Source organism: Kinneretia sp. DJ1R-11, from assembly GCF_025717595.1.
Classification (GTDB): Bacteria; Pseudomonadota; Gammaproteobacteria; order Burkholderiales; family Burkholderiaceae_C; genus Paucibacter_A.
The window spans coordinates 39,503-58,184 of record NZ_JAJIRR010000007.1; the positions used below are offsets into that span (position 1 = coordinate 39,503).

The following is an 18,682-nucleotide window of genomic DNA, read 5'->3' on the forward strand; positions in this document are numbered from 1 at the left end:
CCCACCATGAAACTGCAAGACTTCCGCTTTTTTGAGCCCCTGCGCGTGCGTTGGAGCGAGATTGATGCCCAGCAGGTGGTCTTCAACGCCCATTACCAGAGCTATTTCGACGTCGCCGTAGGCGGCTACTGGCGCGCCCTGGCCTTGCCTTACGTCGAAACCATGGCGCAGATGGGCGGCGATCTGTTCGTGCGCAAGGCCACGCTCGAGTACCTGGGTTCAGCGCGTTATGACGAGCTGTTGCAGGTCGGCGTGCGTTGTGAGCGCATCGGCCACAGCTCGCTGCAAGTGATCTGCGCGGTGTTTCGCGGCGCCGAATTGCTGGTCCATGGCGAGCTGATCTATGTCTTCGCCGACCGCCAGGACCAGTCACCGCGCGAGGTGCCCGCCGCGCTGCGCAGCCTGATCGAGAGCTTCGAGGCGGGTGAATCGGTGGTCGAGGTTCGGGTGGGCAGCTGGGCCGAGCTCGGCGCGCAGGCCGGTGCCATCCGCCAGGCGGTGTTCGTGGACGAACAAAAGATCCCGGCCGAGATGGAATGGGACAGCGCCGATGAGAGCTGCGTGCACGCCGTCGCCTTCAACCGCTTCGGCCTGGCCTTGGCCACCGGGCGCTTGCTCGAACATGTGCCGGGTGTGGCCAAGATCGGCCGCATGGCGGTCTTGCGCAGCATGCGCGGCAGCCGCATCGGCCGTGAGGTGCTGGAAGCCCTGATGCAGGCCGGCCGCCAGCGCGGCGAGCGCGAGGCGGTGCTCCATGCGCAGCTGTCCGCCGCTGGCTTCTACACGCGCGCCGGCTTCGTTCAGCGCGGCGCCGTGTTTGAAGAGGCCGGCATCGGCCATGTGGAGATGGTCAGAGCGCTGTGAAGCACTCGCGGTGGCGCAGGCCCTGGACAAAGGGCGCCATCGCTGCCGCCACCCGCACTTCCAGGCCGACCGGCTCACTCAGCCCAGGGCCATAGATCTCCATCCAAGTTGGCAGGCTGCTGTCGCTGTCCTGGCGCTGGAGCACGCGCAGGGCGCTGACGGGCACACCTTCCGAGGCCAGTTGCTCCTGCAGCTCGCGAAAGGCGGCAAGCGCCGCTGCACTGTCCGCCGCCCGAATGCGGTAGTAGACGAAGATTTCAGGCTGCATCGTGCTCATCATTCCAGGGCCTTCAGCTCATAGGGCAGGGCGCGCGGCTGCAGCAGCGCACCGTCCGGCGACCCGAGATGCAGGCTGCCGGCGTCCAGCGCCGCAATCTTGGTCTCGGCCAGGATCAGGCTGCGGCCGTCGTCGCGCGTGGCCGCCAGGGCCACCAGACCCGCCGGTTGGCCCGGGTCTTCGCTGTGAAAGATCTCCTGGCCGGGCAAGGCCTGACCCTGCAGCTCGTACAAATAGGTGCGGCGCTTGAGCGTGCCACGGTACTGGCTGCGCGCCACCACCTCCTGGCCGGGGTAGCAGCCCTTCTGAAAATTCACGCCGCCGAGCAATTCCAGGTTCAGCATCTGCGGCACAAACTGTTCTTGTGTGGCCGTCTGCACCCAGGCCAGACCGGCCGCAGCCTCCAGCCAGGCCCAGTCCTGCAGGCTCAAAGCGGGCAGGCTGGGTGCGGCCGCGCTTGCCGCCTGAACCCACAGCCACCGGCTGTGGCCGGCCGCATCGGGCAGACGGATGCGAACGCCAGCCTCTTCGCGCTGCAGCGCCCAGCGCGCGCCGTCCTGCGCCGTAGCGATCTGCCCCCACAAGGCCCAGTCGGCACTGGCATCACTGAGCTTGCACTTGGCCCGCATCACGAACATGGACAGGCGCTTGAGCACGGCAGGCAGGACATCGGCGGGCAGGGCCAGCAACACGTCCTGCTCGCCGTCCTTCCAGCCCACCAGGTTGGCCAGCAAGCGCCCCTTGGCGGAGCAAAAACCTGCCAGACGCGCTTCATTCGGGCCCAGCAGGGCGAAGTCCTGGGTCAGCTGGCTGTGCAAAAACTTGGCGGCGTCTTCGCCCTGGGCACGGATGACGCCCCAGTGGGGCAGGCGCAGGGCAGCGGAAGAAGGGAGTTCGAGGTTCGTCGTCATGGCCCCGATTATCATCAGCGCCCGAAACAAATCGGCCGCGCAAGGGTTTTGATGGCAAGGACGAGAAGCAAAACAAGAACAAGAGCCAAGACGAGCAAGCGGGCAGGGCGAGGCTCCGGCCTGCTGGCATGGATGCTCGGCCTGTTCCTGCTGGCCCTGCTTGCCGCAGGCGTGGCAGCCGGCGCGGCCTGGTGGTGGCTGCAAGCCCCCATGCAGCTGCGCAGCCCGACCGTGGAGCTGTCCATCGAGGCCGGCAGCTCGCCGCGCGAGGTCGCGCAAGCCTGGGCCCAAGCCGGTGTGGCCGAAGATCCGCGCCTGCTCTACCAATGGTTCCGCTGGTCCGGCCAGGCGCGCCAGATCCGCGCTGGCAGCTATGAGATCCACCAGGGCGCCACGCCGCGCGACTTGCTGGCCAAGATGGTGCGCGGCGATGAAGTGCTGGAGCAGCTGCGATTGATCGAGGGCTGGAATCTGCGCCAGCTGCGCGCGGCCCTGGCCCGCGCCCCCGCGCTCAAGCAGCAGACCGCGGGCTGGAGCGAGGCCGAGCTGATGGCCGCCCTGGGCGCGCCAGGCCAAGCGGCCGAGGGCCGGTTTTTCCCCGACACCTACGCCTACAGCCGCGGGGTCAGTGACCTGACCGTGCTCAGACGCGCGCATGCCGCCATGCAGAAACGTCTGGACAGCGCCTGGGCCGGCCGCAGCGAAGGCTTGCCGCTCAAATCCGCCGACGAGGCCTTGATCCTGGCCTCCATCGTCGAGAAGGAAACCGGCGCGCCGGCCGACCGCCAGCTGGTGGCCGCCGTCTTCATCAACCGACTGCGGATCGGCATGCCGCTGCAGACCGACCCGACGGTCATCTACGGCCTGGGCGAGAAGTTCGACGGCAATCTGCGCAAGCGCGACCTGCAGACCGACACGCCGTTCAACACCTACACCCGCGGCGGCCTGCCGCCAAGTGCGATCTCCATGCCCGGCGTCGCCTCCTTGCAGGCGACCTTGCATCCGGCACCAAGCCGGGTGCTCTACTTCGTGGCCCGCGGTGATGGCAGCAGCGAGTTCAGTGAAGACCTGGCCGCGCATAATCGCGCGGTCAACAAATACCAACGTGGCCGCTGAAGCGCGCGAGCCTCAGTCGTCGAAATCGAAGCCAAGAATTGCCCCGTTCCGTGAACCCAGCCCATTCCTCCAGCGCCCGTTTCATCAGTTTTGAAGGCATCGATGGGGCGGGCAAGTCCACCCATATCGAGGCCCTGGGCGAGCGCCTGCGCCAGCGCGGCGCCGAGCTGGTCCACACCCGCGAGCCCGGCGGCACCGAGTTGGCCGAGAGCCTGCGCGAGCTGATCCTGCACCGCGGCATGGACAGCCTGACCGAGGCCTTGCTGGTCTTCGCCGGCCGGCGCGACCATCTGCAGCGCGTCATCGAGCCGGCCCTGGCCGCCGGCAAGACTGTCCTCTGCGACCGTTTCACCGACGCCAGCTTTGCCTACCAGGGCGGCGGGCGTGGCATGGACCTGACCGTGCTGGAGACGCTGGAGCAGTGGGTGCAGGGCGGTCGCCAGCCTGACTTGACCTTCTGGTTCGATCTGGACCCGGCCATCGCCGCCCAGCGCCGCGCTGCCGCGCGCGAGGCCGACCGTTTCGAGCAACAAGACCTGGATTTCTTCACCCGCGTGCGCACCGGCTATGCCACAAGAGCCGCCAGCGCGCCGCAGCGCTTTGCCCGCATCGACGCCAGCCTCTCGGTGGCCGAGGTGGCCGCCCAGATCCACGCGGTGCTGGAGGCGCGGGGATGGTGAACGAAGCGCTGAACGAAACGCTGAAGGAAGGCGGCGCCCAGCGCCCGCTGCCCTGGCTGGCCGAGCCCTTGCGCCAGGCCCTGGCCACGGCGCGCTCGCATGCCTTGCTGGTGCAGGGCCCGGCCGGGGTCGGTCAGCTCGATCTGGCCTTGCTGTTGGCCCAGGCCTGGCTGTGTGAGGCGCCGCTGGAGGGCGGCTTTGCCTGCGGCCACTGCGCCAGCTGCAAGCTGCTGCATTCGCACACCCATCCCGACTTCATGCTGCTGCTGCCCGATGCCTTGCGCGAGCAGCTGGGCTGGGGCGCCGAGGCCGAAACCGGCCGTGACGGCGAGCCCAAGGCCAGCAAGACCAAGCCCAGCCGCGAGATCAAGATCGAGGCCGTGCGCCAGATGCTGTCCTTTGCCCAAGGCACCAGCTCGCGCGGGCGCGCCAAGGTCGTCGTGGTCTACCCGGCCGAGGCGCTCAACACCGTGGCAGCCAATGCCTTGCTCAAGACCCTGGAAGAGCCCGGCGGCAGCCTGCGCTTCGTGCTGGCCAGCAGCGCGCCGGAAGGCCTGCTGCCCACCATACGCAGCCGTTGCCAGCCCTTGCCCCTGGCTTTGCCGCCCGCCGCGCCCTGTCTGCAATGGCTGAAAGAGCAGGGCGTGGAATCCCCCGAGGTGCTGCTGGCTGCCGCCGGCGGCCGGCCACAGGAAGCGCGCGACTGGTTCGAGGCTGGACTGCGCGCCCAGGCCTGGACTCAGCTGCCGCAGCGCTTGGCGCGTGGCGAAGCGGCGGCTTTGGCCGACTGGTCACAGCCGCGCGCCATCGATGCCTTGCAGCGGCTTTGCCATGACTTGCTGCGCCGCGTGCATGGCGCAGCGCCCAGCTATTTCCCGGCCGAGGCCTTGCCCAGCCCCAAGCTGGCCGGTCCGCTGCACGAGTGGGAGGCCGTGCTGCGCCGCGCGGCCCGCCATGCCGAGCATCCGCTCAATGCGGGCTTGCTGATGGAATCTCTGTTTGCACAAGGGCAACAGGCCTTGCAGGCGGCCAGCCGATCAACGGCAGCACGCCGGGCCTGATCGACGCTTCGGGCCGGCACGGGCTTCGCTACACTGGCGGCCATGGACAACTCCGCCGCCAAACCCGCCTCGCTCGGCCTGACCACCTCGCTCGGCGCTGCCGCGCCCGCCAATGGCGCCGCCGCTGCTGCCGCCGCGGGCCCGCGCCCCAGCGTGATTCAGCTGGTGTTTCGCGAGAAGGGCGCGCTCTACGCCGCCTACATGCCGCAGTTCCTCGACGGCGGTCTGTTCGTGCCGACCACGCGCGAGTACCGCCTGGGCGAGGATGTCTACCTGTTGCTGGCCCTGCCCGATGACAACCAGCGTTATCCCGTGGCCGGCAAGATCGCTTGGCTGACGCCGGTCAATGCCTCGGGCGGGCGCACCCAAGGCGTCGGCGTGCGCTTTCCCGCCGATGAGAAAAGCCGTTTGATCAAGCTGCGCATCGAAGAAATCCTCGGCACCCAGATCTCGTCTGCCAAGCCGACCCAAACCATGTGAAGCGGGCAGGCGTCCTGCACTGGGGCGCCTTGTTTAAGCTTTCACGCCCACCTTGTTTCCCGCCCCATGTTCATCGATTCGCACTGCCACCTGAGCTTCCCTGAGCTGCACGCCCGCTTGCCTGAAATCCTCGGAGAAATGATGGTGGCGCAGGTGGAACAGGCCATCTGCATCTGCACCACCATGGAGGAATTCCCCCGGGTGGCTGCGCTGGCAGCCGAACATGAGCAGCTCTTTGCCACCGTGGGCGTGCACCCGGACAATGAAGACGTGTATGAGCCCAGCGTCGACGAGCTGGTGCAAGGCGCACAGGCGCCCAAGGTGGTGGCCATCGGTGAAACCGGCCTGGACTATTTCCGCCTCAATGGCCGCAGTATCGAGCACGATATGGAGTGGCAGCGCGAGCGCTTTCGCACCCACATCCGGGCCGCACGTGCGGTGGCCAAGCCCCTGGTGATTCACACCCGCAGTAGCGCCGCCGACACCTTGCGGGTGCTGGACGAGGAGGGCGGTGAACAAGCCGGCGGCGTTTTCCATTGCTTCACCGAAAGCCTGGCGGTGGCGCAGGCCGCGGTCGAGCGCGGTTACTACATCTCCTTTTCCGGCATCCTGAGTTTCAAGAATGCGCAGGATCTGCGTGATATGGCCAAAGCCCTGCCGGTTGAGCGCCTGCTGATCGAGACCGACAGCCCTTATCTGGCGCCGGTGCCTTACCGGGGCCGAACCAACAGCCCCGCCTATGTGCCCCATGTGGCGGCGGCTTTGGCGGCGGCCAAGAATATGTCCATTCCCGAACTGGCTGCACAGACGACGGCCAACACGCGGCGGCTGTTCGCTCTGCCCGCCTGAGCCGCATGGGTCGGTACGCCGCCTGGCTCTGTTTGGGTCTAGCACTGGCGGCCGGCCCCGCGCAGGCTGGCCCTGCCGATGACCTCGTGCTGGCTGCCGAATTGGACAACGGCCGTGAAGTCATGCGCTTGCTGGTGCGCGGCGTCGACCCCAATGCGGCCGATGCCCGGGGCCGCAAGGCCCTGGAAGTGGCCTTGCGCGAAGACTCCGGGCGGGCGCTGGACAGCCTGCTCAGCCACCCGGGCAGCGATGTCAACGCCGCCAACGCTGCGGGCGAAACGCCGCTGATGCTGGCCGCGATTCGTGGCCGCCTGGACTGGGTGCAAAAGCTGGTGCGCCGCGGCGCCCAGATCCACAAAGAGGGCTGGACACCTTTGCACTACGCTTGCAGCGGCCCGGACAACGGCGTCGCCCTGTGGCTGCTCAGCCAGGGCGCCGAGCTGGAGGCGCGTTCGCCCAATGGCAGCACGCCGTTGATGCTGGCCTCGCGTTACGGTGCCATGGATTTGGCTGAGGCCTTGCTGGACGCCGGCGCCGACCCAGCGCTGCGCAACGAACAGGGGCTCAGCGCGCTCGAGTTTGCCCAGGCGGCCGGGCGCAACAAACTGGTTCAGCGCCTGCGTCAAGGAAAGCAAAGTCGCGCCGGCAAACTGCCGTAAAGCCGGGCCAATGGCTTGCTTTTTCGCCAGCGCGTGCAGCAAGCACCTAGGAAGTTCACTGACAAGGCCTTTGGCTGCCAGCCGACTGTCGAACACAAGCCCGGGCTCCTAAAGTCGCTTACATCTTGAGACGCATACAGCGACTCGACAGCGACCGACCCACAGGAGACCGACATCATGTTCAACGCACAAACCCACAGCCTCATCAGCCCCTTCGCCATGCTGATCGATCCCGAGCAGGTGGTGCGCGCGATGGAGCATTCCGAGCGCCTGAACCGCCTGCACAGCCGCGTCTACCGCCCGCTGGACAAGCCCTTGATCGCCAAGAGCGCCGTCGCCGCGGCCGACTTCGACCGGCTGATTGAAGATGCCGCCGACGAAGGTGATGACGGCATCGACCTCGTCGCCAGCGCAGGAAACTGAGCGCTGCGTCCAGACTTCGGCCAGCTCTAGCCGAAGCATCGCCATATTCTTTGCCGCTTGATCCTGCAAAGGGGTCAAGCGGCTTTTTCAATGGTTCTGCCAGGTTCGCCATGAGCAGCGAAAGCTAACCCATTCAGAGCTGATCCATGGCCATAATATCGACAATGTGTATTATGTAAAATCACATTTCGAGTTTCTGCGGCTGAATCTAAAGCTGATCAGACTGGCGGCCCAAATGCAATCAGCCGTACACGAAGTGAAGTAAGCCTCGATGGCAGCTGCCTCAGGCCACCGCGCCAAACAGGATGCCCGCGCCTGCGGTGATCGCCATCGCAAGCGCGCCCCAGAACGCGACACGCCAGCTACCGCTCCACAGGGGCGCGCCGCCGAGCCGCGCCGAAGCGGCCCCGAGCCCGGCCAAGAAGGCCAAGGAAGCCAGAGACACCCAGGGAATCAGCTGCGCCGGTGAGGCCACGGCGACGACAGCAATCGGCAAGACCGCGCCCACCGAGAAGCTGGCCGCCGAGGCCCAGGCCGCTTGCATCGGGCGTGCAGCGGTCGTGCTTGAGAGCCCCAATTCGTCACGGGTGTGGGCATCCAGCGCATCGTGGGCCATCAACTGGGCCGCCACCTGCTCGGCCAGCGCCGGGTCCAGGCCCCGGGCCATATAGATGCCCGCCAGTTCATGATGCTCACCCACCGGGTCCTGCTCTAGCTCCTCACGCTCCCGGGCAAGGTCAGCCTTTTCCGTGTCTTCCTGCGAATGCACGGACACGAACTCGCCCGCCGCCATCGACATGGCGCCGGCGATCAGGCCCGAGACACTGGTCAGCAGAATGGTCCTGTGCTCCGCCCCTGCGCTGGCCACGCCCAGCACCAAGCTGGCCGTCGACACAATGCCATCGTTGGCGCCAAGCACCGCTGCGCGCAACCAAGCGATGCGATCACCGCGATGCCGCTCGGCATGGCCTTTCCCGGGTCTGGATTTCACAGCGCCCGCTTCAGCGTGTTCATAGCTTGGCCCGTCGATTCTTGTGTCTAGCAATTGCGCCGGTCATGCTGCGACCGGCGAGTACCCTGCTCGCTTGATCGCGTCGCTGAGCTGGCGGGCCGTCGCGCTGCTGGGTTCGATCTCGACCGTGAAGGTGGCCAGATCCACGCGGACCAGCGCGCCGTGGTCGACCTCCTTGAGCGCCTTCGTCACCGCACCGGCACAACGACCACATGTCATATCACTGACCTGAAAAGCAATCATGGCAACTCAGCCCTCCAGGATGTCAATGTCAGCCAGGTTCCGACCCGCTGAGGGCGCACCGTCGAAGGCGAGACACTCCCGGCCATCGGCCTGTTCGACGATCGTGAAGCTGCGCGCAGGGCAGCGTTCCTGGGAACTGAACACCGCGGCGACTTGCGCGCCGTCATGCATGGCGTCCACGACCTCGGAAGCAGCGGCCACGACGCGGGTGCCGAGTGCAAGGTCCGAGCCCATGCTCACCTCGCACCAGAGCACCTCGCTGACCTGCCCATCGGCGCCCATTCGGAGCTTGGACACTTCAAAGTAGCGGCCGTTCTCACTGGCCATCGGTCGGGAACGTTCACCCTGGTAGGTCATGCGAGGACTCCATTGAGGCAAGCTTGCAGTTGAATCGGAATGGGCAGACAGTGGCTCAAAGGCATGGCGAATGCATCGCGGTCTCGTCCGACGCTGGACCTGAGGAAGGAACAGTCGGCGCCCGCCCCAGCTGCGGCACAAACTGACCCAACACGCGCCTCAGAACACCGAACCTGGGTGATGGGGTTTCCACCGCGCCGCGCTGCGTCGAGAGGCTGGAGCTTGGTGATGCGTGAGCGGGATTCATGATGCAGTCTGGGCCCAGGATCGCCCCCGCACCGTTCGTTGCCGCACCGAATGCACAAAACCGGCACAAGCGCCATCGCTCATACAACCCAAGCACCGGTGGGCGGCAAGTCCTTCACTCATTGCGGCGCGAGCAAGCGCAACCAAATCTCATTGCGACGCATGAACCAGGGCGTGAAAGGCGCGTTGTAGCGTGAGTACACCGGCGCGCCCTGCCATGCCAGGTCGGCCGCGCGCAGCGCCGCCTCCAGCTTCGCAAGATGCTCGCCGTCATTCGAGGCCGACCAGAAACCCGAGTAGCGAATCACGGCGACCTGCTCGGGCAGCACCTCGCGAAGCTGGACACGCGCATCCAGCGGTTCCGGCGCATTGGCGGCCGTCACGCCTTTGGGCAGAACAAACTGCACCAGGAAGCCGCCCGGTGCGGCGCTCTGAGTGACCGGCGCCGTCATCTCAAGCTTCATCGGAACAGCAGCCTGAGTCACGGGCGCGGTCATGGCGAATTTCCGCTCACCCTTGTTCTTGCCAAAGATATAGCCGGCCAGGATGGGGAAGGCCTGGCTACCGGCCTCGTCCGCCGGGCCGGGCACCACGACCTCGGCCACTGCATAGGCGGCGTACTGGCGCAGCTCGATGCCCGCGACTTCGCGCAGGACTTGGTACTCAGGCTCTTCGGTGGCGTGGCTGGGCATGGCGATGGTGGTCAAACACAGGGTTGAAAACAGGACGGCGGCGAACCTCGAGCGCGCGCGACGGGACGGCACTCGGAGCAGCAACAGCAGCGCAGGCTCGCGAAGCCCTAGCTGGGGAGACGCAAGAGCCTTGGCGACATTGAGAAATCTGAGGGGCCAAAGAGATCCACTCATTGCAAGACCTTTCTGTGCTTCTGTGCCTGCCTTTGAATGGGGCCAGTACAGGGCCGAAGCGGGCGCAGAGATTGCGAACCTGGCTGGCATTCGCCAAGGCTGGCCTGGCTTTTACAGGAAACACGAGATCACGGTCGAAATCGGCCTGCTGCACCAGGGCTTCAACGTGGTGAAAAATCGATCACTACGCGCGAAGGCACTTCGCCCTTGGTCAGGCGCTCGAAGACCTGGTTGATCGCTGACAGCGGCTGCAACTCGATGTCGGCCTTGACCTTGCCATCGGCGGCGAAGGCCAAGGCCTCAGCCATATCGCGCCGGTTGCCGACAAAGGAGCCTCGGATCGTGATGCAGTGGGCCACCACCTCGAACAGCGGCGTCGGGAACTCGCCAGGCGGGATGCCGACCAGCACGCAGCAGCCATGTTTGCGCGTCATCCGCACACCTTGCTCGAAGGCGGGCAGCGAGGGTGCGGTGATCAGCACGCCGTGCGCCCCGCCACCCGTGGCCTGGACGACCGCGGCCACGGCGTCCGCCTGCTTGGCGTTCACGACCGCATCGGCACCCAGGCGCGTGGCATGCGCCAGCTTGGCATCGTCGATGTCCACCGCGCACACATGCAGGCCCATGGCCTTGGCGTATTGCACCCCCAGATGGCCCAGCCCGCCGATGCCTGAGATCACCACCCACTGCCCGGGCCTTGCCTGGGTTTCCTTCAAGCCTTTGTACGAGGTGATGCCGGCGCAGATCAGCGGCGCGGCCTCGACCGCAGACAGACCGGCCGGGATGTGGGCGACATAGTTCGGGTCGGCGAGGATGTATTCGGCAAAGCCGCCGTTGCGCGTGTAGCCGCCAAACTGCGCATCGGCGCAGACCGGCTCCTGGGCGGCCAGGCAAAACTCGCAGTGCCCGCAAGCCGAGTAGAGCCAGGGCACCCCGACGCGGTCGCCCTCCTTCACCGCCCGCACACCGGCGCCGAGCGCGGTGACGATGCCGATGCCTTCGTGTCCCGGTGTGAAGGGCAGCGGCGGCTTCAACGGCCAATCGCCGTTGCGCGCATGCAGGTCGGTGTGGCAAACGCCGCAGGCCTCTGTCTTGACCAGAATCTGCCCGGGGCCGGGCGTGGGCACCTCGAGCTCCTTGAAGACCAGCGGCTGGCCGAACTGTTCGACCTGCGCGGCTTGCATCTTGTGTGTCATGGCTGTGTCCTTGGCTTTACGGTGGTCGGGCAGCGATCGGAGGCCGAGATCGGAGCTCAAGCCGGCGCTGGGGCGTCGCCGGAGCGCACCAGCTTTTTGTTGACGAACTCATGGATGCCCAAGCTGCCCAGTTCACGGCCGTAGCCGGAACTCTTGATACCGCCGAAAGGCAGTTCGGCATCGGCCCAATCGATGTTGTTGACGAACATCATCCCGGTGTCGACACGGCTGGCGACGCGTTTGCCGCGCGCCTCGTCTTGGGTCCATACCGAGCCGCCCAGACCGAAGTCCGAGTCGTTGGCCAGGGCGATGGCTTGCTCCTCGGTCTGCACCCGGAAGAACGAGACCACCGGGCCGAAGAACTCGTCGCGGAAGGCCGGGTTGTTGGGGGCGATGTCGGTGAGGATCGTGGGCTGCATGAAGAAGCCGGGCCGGGCCACACGCCCGCCTCCCAGCTGGAGCTTGGCGCCGCCCCGCACCGCGGCGTCCACCTGAGCCAGCAGAGTCAGCAATGCCGCCTCGCTGGACAGCGGGCCCTGCGTGGTGTGCTCGTCCAGAGGATCGCCCGGACTCAGGGCTTGCAGTGCGCGCTTGAACTTCTCAAGAAACTCGTCGGCAACCGACTCCATCACGATGAAGCGCTTGGCCGCGCAGCAGGTCTGACCGGCGTTGTACATGCGGCCCCAGACGGCCCAGCGAAGCGTCTTGTCGAGGTCGGCGTCATCCAGCACGATGAAGGCATCGCTGCCGCCCAACTCCATCGTCGACTTTTTCAGGTTCTGGCCGGCGCGGGCCGCCACCTTGCGCCCGGCCGCCGCGCTGCCGGTGAGCGCCACGCCCTTGATGCGCGGGTCGTCAATCACGAGGTCGGACTGCTCGTAGGAGATCCGCAGATTGGTGTAGACCCCGACGGGGGCGCCCGCGTCGAGCAGCAGCTTCTCGAAGGCGATGGCACATTGCGGCACGCTGCCTGCATGCTTCACCACCAGCACATTGCCGGCCATGAGCTGCGGGCCGGCCACGCGAGCGAGCTGGTAATACGGAAAGTTCCAGGGCTCAACACAGAACAACACGCCGAGCGGAGAGCTTTCGACGTGGGCCTGCCCATGCTTGGGGTGCAGCTTCTGGGGCGACAGGAGCACGTGGGCATGCTCGGCGTAGTAGGCCAGGATGTCAGCACTGAACTTGACCTCGGCGCGCGCCTCATCGATGCGCTTGCCCATCTCTAGCGTCGCCAGCGTGGCGAAGTCATCGACATGGGCATGCAGCAGGCTCGCGGCCTGCTTCAGGATGGCGGCGCGTTCGGCGTAGCTCTTTTGCTTCCAGGTCTCGAAGCCGCTCTGCGCTTGCGTCAGGGCCTGTTCAAGCTGCGCAGGGCTCATGTGCTCGAAGCTCTGCAGCAGCTTTCCGTTCGTGGGATTGATGCTTTGGTAGGCCATGTGATGGATCCTTGGGTACAAGTGGGTCAGGCCGCCATGGCGGAAGCGTCGGTGTCGCTCGTGGCGCCGCTCGAGTAGAAGATCGCCATCCATGCGTCCGACTTGGGTGCGGTGGAGTGAGCAGCCTGCGCGCCGCCCGGCTTCGGGTCTGTTCGACGGCGCACCCTGCCTAGAGTGCCGCTTGTACAAGCCGCTTGCGAGGCTCTTGTGTGAGCTAGCGCACTGACGCTAGTGGCCGGCATCCCTAGGGTGGACACTGCAGTCGAGACAGCCAAGGGCGCCGCAGCCCAAGTGAGCCAAGGACCGCAACTGACGTTCCAGGCTCACACAAGGACTCCGACGCCATGAATTCAACACGCAAGGCCTACTTCATCGGCGGGGGCATCGGCTCCTTGGCCGGTGCGGCATTCCTGATCCGCGACGGCGGCATGCCGGGCGCCAACATCCGCATCCTGGAGGCCGGCCGGCTCATGGGCGGCAGCCTCGACGGTACGGGCGACGCCGAGCGCGGCTATTCGATGCGCGGGGGTCGGATGCTGACCACCGACAACTACGAGTGCACTTGGGAGCTCTTCAAGTCCATTCCGTCCATCACCCGCCCCGGCCTCAGCGTTTTTGACGAGACCATGGAGTTCAATGAGGCTCACGTCTCCAAGGCGATGGCGCGGCTGGTGGACGGCAGGCGGGCCAAGGTGCCCGTGGCCTCGATGGGGTTCTCGATGCACGACCGGCTGGAGCTGCTCAAGCTGGCCAATGCCGATGAATCGACCTTGGGCGCGAGCTGCATCACCGACCATCTGTCACCCGCCTTCTTCCAGACCGAGTTCTGGTTCATGTGGGTCACCACCTTTGCCTTCCAACCCTGGCACAGTGCCGTCGAATTCAGGCGCTATCTGCACCGCTTCATGCTGGAGTTCTCACGCATCGAAACGCTGGCTGGCGTCAAGCGCACGGTGCTGAACCAGTACGACTCGCTGGTCGTGCCCCTGCTGCGCTGGCTGGAGGCGCAAGGCGTTCATCTGGTCAATGACTGCACGGTGACCGACATCGACGCCCGGGAGGAGTCTGGCCGCCTCGAAATCTTCAGCCTCAGCTGTGAAGACAAAAACGTCGGCCGTGATCAGGTGATGACCATGCTCTCGGTCAAAGACGAGCTCGTGTTCCTGCAGAACGGCTCGATGACCGATGCCTCCAGCCTGGGCTCCATGAGCACAGCGCCGGCGAAATTGAAGAAGTCCCATAAGAGCAGCTGGACCTTGTGGGAAAAGCTTGCCAAGGGCCGGCCCGCCCTGGGCCGACCCGAGGCTTTCAACAGCTGCGTCGCCCAGTCGGACTGGGCCTCCTTCACCGTCACGCTGAAGGACCCGGCCTTCTTTGACCAAATGCAGCGCTTCACGGGCAACGAGGCCGGCACCGGCGGCCTGGTGACCTTCAAGGACTCGAACTGGCTGATGTCCATCGTGCTGGCGCACCAGCCGCATTTCGCCAATCAACCAGCGGACGTGCAGGTGTTCTGGGGCTACGGGCTCTTTCCCGATCGCATCGGTAACTTTGTGGCCAAGGCCATGGCCGACTGCACTGGCGCGGAACTGCTGCAGGAGCTCTGCGGCCACCTGCGCTTCGACCCCGAGACAGTGGCCAGTGCCAACTGCATTCCCTGTCGCATGCCCTACATCACCAGCATGTTCATGCCACGCGCAGCAGGCGACCGCCCCTTGCCCGTGCCGGAGGACACAGCGAATTTCGCCTTCATCAGCCAGTTTGTCGAGATCCCCCTGGACACCGTCTTCACCGTGGAGTTCTCGGTGCGCGCGGCGCAGATGGCGGTCTACCAGCTGCTCGGCATCACGAAGCCGATTCCCGCGGTGAGCGCGCATGACAAGTCCTTGCACGCGCAGTTCGAAGCGCTGGTCAAGGCGCTGAAGTAAACGGAGCAGCGCGTGATCCAACGTATCTTGATGGGCTCGGTGATGGTGCTGCTCCTCGTGGGCTGCGTCGGCATCAGCTGGCGGCCAAGCATGGCGCCGGTCGCGCCGCCTGCGGCCACCAGCTTCACACCGACGCAGGTGGCATTCGGCGCGCAACTCGCCGCCGCCGGCAATTGCGCAGCCTGCCACACGGCTCCGGGTGGAGCCGCCTTCGCCGGCGGCCTGGGTCTGGAAACCGGCTTCGGCCTGGCCTACAGCAGCAATATCACACCGGACCCGCAGACCGGCATCGGCGGCTGGTCGGAGGCCGCCTTCGCCCGGGCGATGCGCGAGGGCGTGGACCGCGAGGGCTCGCACCTGCTGCCAGCCTTCCCCTACACACACTTCACCAAGCTGAGCGACGCGGATGTGAAGGCGCTCTACGCCTTCTTCATGACGCGCCCTGCCGTGGTCGCCGAGGAACGCGAGAACACGATCAAGTTCCCCTTCAATGTGCGCGCCTTGCTGGCCGGCTGGAAGCTGCTCTTCTTCGATCGCGGCGTTTATCAGAACGTCAGCGGCAAGAGCGAGGTGTGGAACCGCGGCGCCTATCTTGCCGAAGGCCTCACCCACTGTGCGGCCTGCCACACACCGCGCAACCGCTTCGGCGCCGAACAAAGCCAATTGGCCTATGCCGGCGCGCCCTTTGAAGGCTGGCTGGCGCCGGCACTGAATGCTTCCAACCCAGCCCCCCTGCCCTGGATCCAGCAGGACCTGTACGACTACCTGCGCAGCGGTGAGTCAGAAGCGCACGGCGTCGCGGCCGGCGCCATGGCCAGCGTTGTCCACGATGGACTGGCGAAGTTGCCCGATGCCGACCTGAGGGCGCTGGCGACCTACTTTGCCGACATCAACGGGTCGGCAGCTCGGGCGCCCACGGCCGCAGCCGCCTTGGCCCTGGCCGCTTCGCGCAGGCTGGTCGATGCCGGCCGCGAGAGCGAACCCGGCGCAAACCTCTACCTGGCCGCTTGCGCGTCTTGCCACTACAGCGCCGCAGCCCCAGCGCCGGCGGTGCGCGGCAGCCTGAGTTTGAGCAGCGCCCTCACGTCCGACGACCCGGCCAACTTCATACAGACCGTGATGCACGGCGTCGGCGGCGCCGCTCAAGGCAGGACCACGGGCCCCTATATGCCTGGCTTTGCACTTGCACTGACCGACACCGACATCGCCCTGCTGGCCGCCTACTTGCGGCGCACGCGCAGCGACCAGCCGGCCTGGCTGAATTTGCCCGCCGCCATTGCGGCGCGCCGTCCCCCAACCGCCGCCACACCATGAGCACAGCCACGCCCCCCTCCACCACCAGCACCTTTCAGCTCAATGGCCAGAGCATCAGCGTGACGGCCAGCCCGGACACGCCGTTGCTGTGGATCATCCGCGACGTGGCGGGCCTGACCGGCACCAAGTTCGGCTGTGGCATCGGCCTGTGCGGCGCCTGCACCGTGCACCTGGGTCGGCGGGCGGTGCGCTCTTGCATCACGCCGCTCAGCGCCGTTGCCGGGGCGCAGATCACCACCATCGAAGGCTTGTCGGCCGACGGCCAGCACCCGCTGCAAAAGGCATGGGTCCAGACGCAGGCGCCGCAATGCGGCTACTGCCAGTCGGGCCAGATCATGCAGGCGGCGGCCCTGATCCGTCGCTTCCCCAAGCCCAGCGACGAGGACATCGATTCGGTGATGAACGGCAACCTCTGCCGCTGCATGGCCTATGTGCGCATCCGCCAGGCCATCAAGATCGCAGCGGCAGAAATTCAGGGGGCGGCGTCCCATGGCTGACATCGCCGACCAGGTGCCGGACCCAAGGCGGCGCGTCTTCCTGATCAGCGCGACCCGCAGCGGCTTTGCCATGGCCTTCGCGCTGCCGCAGCAGGCTCGGGCAGCCGACAAGGCCGGCGCCGCTGAGAACAGCGCCCTGCCCTTCGAACCGACGATCTGGTACGAGATGGACCGGGACGGCATCGTCACCGTCAACATCATCCGCGCCGAGATGGGCCAGCATGTGGGCACGGCGCTGGCGCGCATCGTCGCTGATGAGCTGGAGCTCGACTGGGATTCGGTGCGGCTGCGCTATGTGGACACCGACCCCAAATGGGGCACCATGGTGACCGGCGGCAGCTGGTCGGTCTGGCAAAGCTTTCCCTACCTCAGCCAGGCCGGTGCCGCGGGGCGCATGGCCTTGATCGCCGAAGGCGCGAATCTGCTGCGCGTGGGCGAGGCCAGCTGCACGGCACGCAATAGCAGGGTCAGCGGCGCCGGTCAGTCCATCAGTTATGCCGACATCGTGCGGCGCGGCCAACTCGCCCGCAGCTACACGGCCGATGAACTCAAGGCCATGCCCATCAAGGCAGCCGCCGAGCGCCGCCTGATCGGCTGGCCCACTGCAGCCATCGACATCCCCGGCAAGACCACCGGCGCGGCACGCTACGGCCTGGACGCGCAAGTGCCCGGCATGGTCTACGCCCGGCCCAAGCTGCCGCCCACGCGCACGGGCTGCCGGGTGAGCGCCATCGACGACAGTGCGGCGCGCAGCATCCCCGGCTACCTGAAGAGCCTGGTGCTGGAGGACCCCTCGGGCACCGTACCGGGCTGGGTGGTGGTCTGCGCCGATTCGTTTTTCGCGGCCAGCCGCGCGGCCGATCGGGTGCAGGTGACGTGGACGAGCAGCCCTGCGGCCGCGGTGTCGGAGGCCGACCTTCAGGCGCGCGGGCTGAAGCTGGTCTCGGACGCGACAGGCGGCTCGCTGGTGGTCGAGGACGCCGGGGTCGATGCCGCCTTCAACACTGCAAAGTCGACTTTGGAGCGCGACTACACCACGGCCACCGTGCTGCATTTCCAGCTCGAACCGCTGAATGCGCTGGCCTTTCTGAAGGACGGGCGCTGGGAGATCCACACCGGCAACCAGTGGCAGTCGCTGATCCTGCCGACCCTGGCCCAGGCGCTGGGCGTGCCCGAAGCGCAGGTGCTGATGCGCAGCTACCTGATCGGCGGAGGCTTCGGCCGGCGCCTGAACGGCGACTACGCGGTACCCGCCGCACTGGCCGCTCAGGCCCTGGGCCGGCCGGTGAAGCTGGTGTGGACGCGCGCCGACGACGTGCGCTTCGACTCGCCGCGCTCACCCTCGGTGCAGCGCCTGCGCATGGCCTTTGGCGCCGACGGTCAGGTCACCGGCATGCAGCACCACGCCAGCGCCGGCTGGCCCACGCAAGTGATGGTTCCGGCCTTCATGCCCAAGGGTAAGAACGGCGCGCCCTACGACCCGTTCGCGATCTCAGGTGCCGACCATTGGTACACGGTCGGCGCACAACGCGTGCGCGCCATCTCGAACGACCTGGCCAACAACACGTTTCGCCCCGGCTGGCTGCGCTCGGTGGGGCCAGGCTGGACCAACTGGGCGCTGGAGTCCTTCATGGACGAAGCGGCCCGCGCAGCCGGCATGGACCCGCTCGCCTTCCGCCTGCGCCTGCTGGCGGGCAATGGCAAGAACGGCATCGGCGGTGCGGTTCGCCAGGCGCAGGTTTTGCAACGCGCGGCAGACAAGGCCGGCTGGGGCAGCAAGATGCCAGCAGGCACCGGCTTGGGCCTGGCCACCTCCTTCGGCCAGGAACGTGACATGCCCACCTGGTGCGCCTGCGTGGCGCGCGTGCGGGTGGAGCGCAGCAGCGGGGTCGTGAAGGTCGAGAAGCTCACGGTGGTGGTTGATGCCGGCACCATCGTTCACCCCGATGGCGCGCTCGCGCAGGTCGAGGGCGCCTCGCTCTGGGGCTTGAGCATGGCTTTGTTCGAAGGCACCGAGTTCGTCAAGGGCCAGGTGCGCGACACCAACCTCAACACCTACACACCGCTGCGCATGCGCGACGTGCCGCCCATGGACATCGAGTTCATCGCCAGCACTCTGCCACCCACCGGCCTCGGCGAACCCGCCACCACGGTCGTGGGGCCCGCCATCGGCAATGCGCTCTTCGCCGCCGTCGGCGTTCGCCTGCGCCACCTGCCGATGCGCCCGGCCGATGTGCTGGCCGCGCTGAAGCAGGGTTGATCCA

Annotated in this window: 20 protein-coding genes; 12 read left to right on the top strand and 8 right to left on the bottom strand. The window is 66.6% G+C overall.

Going from position 1 to position 18,682, the window contains the following annotated elements:
- Positions 1-6 precede the first annotated feature (6 nt).
- Positions 7-864 carry a YbgC/FadM family acyl-CoA thioesterase gene (locus tag LNV23_RS13115; RefSeq protein WP_263563382.1) on the top strand — a complete coding sequence of 286 codons (858 nt, stop codon included), beginning with the start codon at positions 7-9 and terminating at the stop codon, positions 862-864.
- Here LNV23_RS13115 and LNV23_RS13120 read toward each other — a convergent pair.
- Together LNV23_RS13120 and ygfZ are read right to left on the bottom strand one after the other, a co-directional pair.
- The gene (locus LNV23_RS13120) at positions 851-1,132 is read right to left on the bottom strand and encodes a DUF4936 family protein (protein WP_263563383.1); all 282 of its coding nucleotides are present in this window, start codon (positions 1,130-1,132) and stop codon (positions 851-853) included. The genes LNV23_RS13115 and LNV23_RS13120 overlap by 14 nt on opposite strands.
- A gap of 8 nt (positions 1,133-1,140) precedes the next feature.
- Complete coding sequence (ygfZ, locus tag LNV23_RS13125; protein ID WP_263563384.1) at positions 1,141-2,052, bottom strand: CAF17-like 4Fe-4S cluster assembly/insertion protein YgfZ; 912 nt, start codon at positions 2,050-2,052, stop codon at positions 1,141-1,143.
- Between the two features lie 132 nt (positions 2,053-2,184).
- Here ygfZ and mltG point away from each other — a divergent pair, with 132 nt between their 5' ends.
- The 7 genes from mltG to LNV23_RS13160 all read left to right on the top strand — a co-directional run bounded on the left by mltG (position 2,185) and on the right by LNV23_RS13160 (position 7,320).
- Positions 2,185-3,168, top strand: coding sequence for an endolytic transglycosylase MltG (mltG, locus tag LNV23_RS13130; protein WP_263563385.1), 984 nt, complete (start codon positions 2,185-2,187; stop codon positions 3,166-3,168).
- Between the two features lie 50 nt (positions 3,169-3,218).
- Positions 3,219-3,848, top strand: a complete 630-nt coding sequence (gene tmk / locus LNV23_RS13135) for a dTMP kinase (protein WP_263563386.1) — start codon at positions 3,219-3,221, stop codon at positions 3,846-3,848.
- Positions 3,842-4,909, top strand: a complete 1,068-nt coding sequence (holB, locus tag LNV23_RS13140; protein ID WP_263563387.1) for a DNA polymerase III subunit delta' — start codon at positions 3,842-3,844, stop codon at positions 4,907-4,909. Before tmk ends, holB begins: the two co-directional genes overlap by 7 nt.
- A 42-nt stretch (positions 4,910-4,951) precedes the next feature.
- Positions 4,952-5,389, top strand: coding sequence for a PilZ domain-containing protein (locus LNV23_RS13145; protein WP_263517215.1), 438 nt, complete (start codon positions 4,952-4,954; stop codon positions 5,387-5,389).
- A gap of 66 nt (positions 5,390-5,455) precedes the next feature.
- Complete coding sequence (locus LNV23_RS13150; protein ID WP_263563388.1) at positions 5,456-6,238, top strand: TatD family hydrolase; 783 nt, start codon at positions 5,456-5,458, stop codon at positions 6,236-6,238.
- A 5-nt stretch (positions 6,239-6,243) separates the two neighbouring features.
- On the top strand, positions 6,244-6,897 hold the full coding sequence (locus tag LNV23_RS13155; protein WP_263563389.1) for an ankyrin repeat domain-containing protein: 654 nt from the start codon (positions 6,244-6,246) through the stop codon (positions 6,895-6,897).
- A 177-nt stretch (positions 6,898-7,074) separates the two neighbouring features.
- Complete coding sequence (locus tag LNV23_RS13160; protein ID WP_263517218.1) at positions 7,075-7,320, top strand: hypothetical protein; 246 nt, start codon at positions 7,075-7,077, stop codon at positions 7,318-7,320.
- Positions 7,321-7,603: 283 nt separating this feature from the next.
- On the opposite strand, the gene LNV23_RS13165 is transcribed toward LNV23_RS13160, so the two are convergent.
- The 6 genes from LNV23_RS13165 to LNV23_RS13190 form a co-directional block, all read right to left on the bottom strand.
- Positions 7,604-8,239 carry a VIT1/CCC1 transporter family protein gene (locus tag LNV23_RS13165; RefSeq protein WP_263563390.1) on the bottom strand — a complete coding sequence of 212 codons (636 nt, stop codon included), beginning with the start codon at positions 8,237-8,239 and terminating at the stop codon, positions 7,604-7,606.
- A 135-nt stretch (positions 8,240-8,374) separates the two neighbouring features.
- Positions 8,375-8,575, bottom strand: a complete 201-nt coding sequence (locus LNV23_RS13170) for a heavy-metal-associated domain-containing protein (protein WP_263517220.1) — start codon at positions 8,573-8,575, stop codon at positions 8,375-8,377.
- Positions 8,576-8,581: 6 nt separating this feature from the next.
- Positions 8,582-8,932, bottom strand: a complete 351-nt coding sequence (locus LNV23_RS13175) for a hypothetical protein (RefSeq protein WP_263563391.1) — start codon at positions 8,930-8,932, stop codon at positions 8,582-8,584.
- A gap of 365 nt (positions 8,933-9,297) precedes the next feature.
- Positions 9,298-9,870 (bottom strand): SOUL family heme-binding protein, encoded by a 573-nt coding sequence (locus LNV23_RS13180; protein WP_263563392.1) that lies wholly within the window; start codon positions 9,868-9,870, stop codon positions 9,298-9,300.
- Positions 9,871-10,205: 335 nt separating this feature from the next.
- Positions 10,206-11,240: a zinc-dependent alcohol dehydrogenase gene (locus LNV23_RS13185; RefSeq protein ID WP_263563393.1), complete on the bottom strand. Its 1,035-nt coding sequence runs from the start codon at positions 11,238-11,240 to the stop codon at positions 10,206-10,208.
- Between the two features lie 56 nt (positions 11,241-11,296).
- Positions 11,297-12,679 carry an NAD-dependent succinate-semialdehyde dehydrogenase gene (locus LNV23_RS13190; RefSeq protein ID WP_263563394.1) on the bottom strand — a complete coding sequence of 461 codons (1,383 nt, stop codon included), beginning with the start codon at positions 12,677-12,679 and terminating at the stop codon, positions 11,297-11,299.
- A 344-nt stretch (positions 12,680-13,023) separates the two neighbouring features.
- Here LNV23_RS13190 and LNV23_RS13195 point away from each other — a divergent pair, with 344 nt between their 5' ends.
- The 4 genes from LNV23_RS13195 to LNV23_RS13210 are packed head-to-tail and all read left to right on the top strand — an operon-like array spanning position 13,024 to position 18,678.
- Positions 13,024-14,607: an oleate hydratase gene (locus tag LNV23_RS13195; RefSeq protein ID WP_263563395.1), complete on the top strand. Its 1,584-nt coding sequence runs from the start codon at positions 13,024-13,026 to the stop codon at positions 14,605-14,607.
- Positions 14,608-14,619: 12 nt separating this feature from the next.
- Positions 14,620-15,921: a cytochrome c gene (locus LNV23_RS13200; protein WP_263517226.1), complete on the top strand. Its 1,302-nt coding sequence runs from the start codon at positions 14,620-14,622 to the stop codon at positions 15,919-15,921.
- Positions 15,918-16,418, top strand: coding sequence for a (2Fe-2S)-binding protein (locus LNV23_RS13205; RefSeq protein ID WP_263563396.1), 501 nt, complete (start codon positions 15,918-15,920; stop codon positions 16,416-16,418). The genes LNV23_RS13200 and LNV23_RS13205 overlap by 4 nt, the downstream gene beginning before the upstream one ends.
- Entirely contained in the window at positions 16,411-18,678 is a 2,268-nt protein-coding gene (locus LNV23_RS13210) for a xanthine dehydrogenase family protein molybdopterin-binding subunit (RefSeq protein ID WP_263563397.1), read from the top strand. Before LNV23_RS13205 ends, LNV23_RS13210 begins: the two co-directional genes overlap by 8 nt.
- The last annotated feature ends 4 nt before the right edge of the window (positions 18,679-18,682 follow it).

Bases quoted from the DNA above. Each gene is read 5' to 3' on its own strand.
- mltG (WP_263563385.1), top strand. From the start codon at position 2,185: ATGCTCGGCCTGTTCCTGCTGGCCCTGCTTGCCGCAGGCGTGGCAGCC.
- LNV23_RS13210 (WP_263563397.1), top strand. From the start codon at position 16,411: ATGGCTGACATCGCCGACCAGGTGCCGGACCCAAGGCGGCGCGTCTTC.
- LNV23_RS13115 (WP_263563382.1), top strand. From the start codon at position 7: ATGAAACTGCAAGACTTCCGCTTTTTTGAGCCCCTGCGCGTGCGTTGG.
- LNV23_RS13180 (WP_263563392.1), bottom strand. From the start codon at position 9,870: ATGCCCAGCCACGCCACCGAAGAGCCTGAGTACCAAGTCCTGCGCGAA.
- holB (WP_263563387.1), top strand. From the start codon at position 3,842: ATGGTGAACGAAGCGCTGAACGAAACGCTGAAGGAAGGCGGCGCCCAG.
- LNV23_RS13150 (WP_263563388.1), top strand. From the start codon at position 5,456: ATGTTCATCGATTCGCACTGCCACCTGAGCTTCCCTGAGCTGCACGCC.
- LNV23_RS13205 (WP_263563396.1), top strand. From the start codon at position 15,918: ATGAGCACAGCCACGCCCCCCTCCACCACCAGCACCTTTCAGCTCAAT.
- LNV23_RS13190 (WP_263563394.1), bottom strand. From the start codon at position 12,679: ATGGCCTACCAAAGCATCAATCCCACGAACGGAAAGCTGCTGCAGAGC.
- LNV23_RS13155 (WP_263563389.1), top strand. From the start codon at position 6,244: ATGGGTCGGTACGCCGCCTGGCTCTGTTTGGGTCTAGCACTGGCGGCC.
- LNV23_RS13120 (WP_263563383.1), bottom strand. From the start codon at position 1,132: ATGCAGCCTGAAATCTTCGTCTACTACCGCATTCGGGCGGCGGACAGT.
- LNV23_RS13195 (WP_263563395.1), top strand. From the start codon at position 13,024: ATGAATTCAACACGCAAGGCCTACTTCATCGGCGGGGGCATCGGCTCC.
- LNV23_RS13185 (WP_263563393.1), bottom strand. From the start codon at position 11,240: ATGACACACAAGATGCAAGCCGCGCAGGTCGAACAGTTCGGCCAGCCG.
- LNV23_RS13160 (WP_263517218.1), top strand. From the start codon at position 7,075: ATGTTCAACGCACAAACCCACAGCCTCATCAGCCCCTTCGCCATGCTG.
- ygfZ (WP_263563384.1), bottom strand. From the start codon at position 2,052: ATGACGACGAACCTCGAACTCCCTTCTTCCGCTGCCCTGCGCCTGCCC.
- LNV23_RS13170 (WP_263517220.1), bottom strand. From the start codon at position 8,575: ATGATTGCTTTTCAGGTCAGTGATATGACATGTGGTCGTTGTGCCGGT.
- LNV23_RS13145 (WP_263517215.1), top strand. From the start codon at position 4,952: ATGGACAACTCCGCCGCCAAACCCGCCTCGCTCGGCCTGACCACCTCG.
- LNV23_RS13175 (WP_263563391.1), bottom strand. From the start codon at position 8,932: ATGACCTACCAGGGTGAACGTTCCCGACCGATGGCCAGTGAGAACGGC.